This is a genomic window from uncultured Gimesia sp. (assembly GCF_937919775.1).
Taxonomy (GTDB): domain Bacteria; phylum Planctomycetota; class Planctomycetia; order Planctomycetales; family Planctomycetaceae; genus Gimesia.
In genome coordinates, this window is the sequence record NZ_CALFPF010000222.1 from 1 (window position 1) to 3507 (window position 3507).

Sequence of the window (3507 nt, forward strand, 5' to 3'; positions counted from 1 at the left end):
GGGATTAATGTCGATCTGAAGTGAGAAAGATTGTTAAAATTCAATTATGTAAAAGAAAAAAGTTTATGCTATCTAAAAAGACTTGCTTAATTTTGGGGGCCGGTGCCAGTGCACATCTTGGATTTCCTCTCGGCGCCAAGTTGAGAATCGATATTCTTGATATACTTCGAGATTTGAAAAATAAACATACCTGGCCAGATGAATTCATATTTCTCTTCATCGTCCTCGCAGCAGCGGGAATCAGTGTTTTGATGAGTTTTCTTCAATCACTTGAAATTGATCAGATCTTCCATTTGGCTGAAGTGATTCTCTGGATTTCCATTGCGTCTGTTTTTCTCTTCCGACTTCAGCACACTCAGAACAACAGAGATTTATCGATCACCTGTGTCATCGCATTTGCACTCTTCGGAGTCTCCGATTTCATCGAGATAAACACCCGGGCATGGTACCAGCCGCTTTCATTATTCATCCTGAAAGCCTGCTGCGTTTTGACGCTTGTCACAGTATTCATCATTTACCGCAGACGTCGAAAAATCCCCCCTGACAAATCACTGCAGTGAACCCCAGGCCGCTGATCGACCAACTTTCTACCCCACCCTCTACATGCAGCGGGAAAGACTAAAGTAGTCAGGTACAGAATAATCGGGACCAGAACCCTTTAAACCCCCTGCTTTTTGAAGCGATGTTTAACAGATCAGCAACTGCAGCTCAGAGTTTTCGCTTGAACAATCGTCTAAATATTCGGTACACGAAGTCGAATGGCTTGATCACCAACAGGATAATGATTAACGACCCTGGCATGTAGACAGGGGTAGACGCATACCGTTCGAGTGATGGCTTTTCACGATAGTCGTAATGCATCGTTGTCGCCGGAGCAAGCTGCATTCGACACCAGACGGACAATGAGCCGAGAGAACGCAAAGTCGGGAACGTGTTCATCAACCTGGATAACTGGTCGCAGTAAGGAAACATCTCCACTGGGTAAATTGACTCTAATCTCAATTCCTTATAGCGGACTTTCCTGCGGAGGGAATCTGCCCGATGCAGTGTCTCGATATTGGCAGGACGAGGAAACGTTTCAGCAATTAACCCGCACACAAAACGTGCCTGCACCTCACTGATGGAGGGGATGTTTCCAATAATCGGGCGAGCGAAACCGACAAGGAACAAATCCGGATAAGTGGTATGTATGCAACCCAGATAAAAGTCCGAAAGTTGAAGGTGCCCTTCCGACAATTCACTCAGTCTTCCCTGGTACCCCACCGCCGGAACAACAAGAGACGGCTCGATGTGCTCTTCGTGATCGGAATCATAATTGCGAAACACTGTGAACTGATTGTCAATGGGAGGTCCGACAATGGTAATTCTGCCTTCGGCAACAGCGTCTAAAAAATCATCACTCTTGTTATGAAACATATTGAACAAGTCATATTTCGCCGTTTTCGTGAGTTTATAAGCCCATTCTTTGCGGATCTGGCTCACGTTCTGATCTATTTCAATGGGCGATATCTCATCCACATCTTTTCCAGGAAACAATCGGCGAAATGTTTCCTGGTAGCGGATTCGCATTTCGACGAATCGTTGGCCGATCCAGTTTCGAATGTCTTCGTGAATCGACAGCAGCAATCGATTTCTCAAAAAGTCCGATGGCACTCCTCGAATAGGATGATACCTGGGGCTGACTCGAATCCCCGACCTTAATGACAAAAAGACTTTATTATTCAGCTCGGGCCGCGAAAGACGGTTTGCATAATCAACGGCAGACTCTCCACCACCGATGACCACAATACGATTATCAGTGATGTGCCCCAGCCCGTCCGGATGATGCAGCTCGGAAATTGACAATATCTTGATCTTGCAGTCTATTTGTACGCGCTCAGCAGTCAAGCCGGTACAGAGGATAACACAATCGAAATATTCTGTGATTGATTCAGCATATTCTTCTTTCAGGTTAGTAATCGATATTTCCCAGGCACCTCGATCGACATCGCGACAAAGCTTGTCCACACGATGCTGTGTGGCGATATGACCATGGAGTGAGAACGTTTCTGCAAATTGCTCCAGATATTGACCATATTCATCATTCCGAAAAAACTCAGATCGACTCGCGCCACCATCCGGCTTCACATTGGCATCAAAGGGAGTAAAGCAGGAAAATTGCGTGGTGTATTTGGTGGAAGTCGAGACGAAGCCTGGATAGGGGTCTCCCCAACACCCTGTGATTCGATCGGACTTCTCATAACAGACGATATCCCATTCATTGAGCGATTCGAGCGCATTCTTCAGACAAATCAGTCCACTGCTTCCTCCACCAATGATAGCAAGTCTTTTCTGGGTTGCTTTCATCTTTGGACTTGGACCTGTGCCTGTCATGGCAGCACCACCGTCAGACTGACAAGCACAAAATTGAATTGTCCCGACTCCGGAATAAACAGCAAAATCCGGTCGCCATCAAGAAGCTCATGCTGTCTGAGGAACTGATCCAACATGACGTAGATGCTGGCAGAACCGGTATTTCCAGCGGTTGCAAGATTGGACCAATAGGGAACCGGATTATTTGGATTACTGGAATGAGATGCGATGACACGTTCCATTTTACGACGAAAGAAATAGGACGACATATGGGGTAATATTTTAGAATACGAGTCGAGAGAATCGCGCTGTGTTTCGAGGGCGATATCCAGGAATTTGCTTGCCAGCGGAACCAGATAGCTCGATAAAACAGAAAGATCTTGACTAAGCAGAGCTGTGCGGCCTTCCAACTTCATGCATAACGGGGCTTCATGAGCAAACGACATTGAGTGGGTCCAGTTCACTCGCAGTGATAATCTTTCTGAGTCCGGACGATCCTGCAGCAGAAATGCACCCGCACCATCGGAAAGCATAAACCGTAAAAAAATTGACATAAACCAGCGGCTGTTTCGTAAATTTTCGTGTTCAGATCGATCGTCGATCGGTTGAATCACACTAGACTTTAATATTTCTGATGCGTGCTCTGCACCGACACAAAGTGCCGTACGATGATGGCCTGCAGTGATCGACCGGATCGCAGCAACCATGGCATTGGCAGCCGATGAGCAGATTCCTGCGTGAGAACTGATCTCGACGGGATAATTCAGGTAACCGTCTGCTTGTAACCGATGATGCAGGATCGATGCAAATCCGGGAGCCGCAAGTGGTGTGTAAGTGGTTCCAGCAGCAAGATAAGTGACGGAATCAGTTTCTTTGTGCTCACTCAGACATTGCTGCGCGGCGCTGGAGCCTAGTCCATAAACATCATGTGTTTTTTGTTGTAAGTGGTCCTGTGCGTAATGACGACGCACGATCCCATTCATCGATAAGATTTTCGCTTTCGTTGCAGCTTCACCATCAAGTGATCCGATAAACCGCTCGATTTCGTCGTTTTCTACTGCGGGGCCGGGGAGGTAAGAAGCAGTTCGCGTGATATAGCAGGGCATTTAAAATCAAGAATCCTTAGAAACCGGTGGCTGATTCATCAGCATGTCA

General features: G+C 46.7%; 3 protein-coding genes. 1 reads left to right on the forward strand and 2 read right to left on the reverse strand.

The window, feature by feature from the left end; translation table 11 throughout:
- The first annotated feature begins 20 nt into the window (after positions 1-20).
- Complete coding sequence (locus Q0294_RS05915) at positions 21-560, forward strand: hypothetical protein (RefSeq protein ID WP_299461880.1); 540 nt, start codon at positions 21-23, stop codon at positions 558-560.
- A 148-nt stretch (positions 561-708) separates the two neighbouring features.
- On the opposite strand, the gene Q0294_RS05920 is transcribed toward Q0294_RS05915, so the two are convergent.
- Complete coding sequence (locus Q0294_RS05920; protein WP_299461882.1) at positions 709-2346, reverse strand: FAD-dependent oxidoreductase; 1638 nt, start codon at positions 2344-2346, stop codon at positions 709-711.
- A gap of 23 nt (positions 2347-2369) precedes the next feature.
- Complete coding sequence (locus Q0294_RS05925) at positions 2370-3458, reverse strand: beta-ketoacyl synthase N-terminal-like domain-containing protein (protein ID WP_299461884.1); 1089 nt, start codon at positions 3456-3458, stop codon at positions 2370-2372.
- Between the last annotated feature and the right edge of the window lie 49 nt (positions 3459-3507).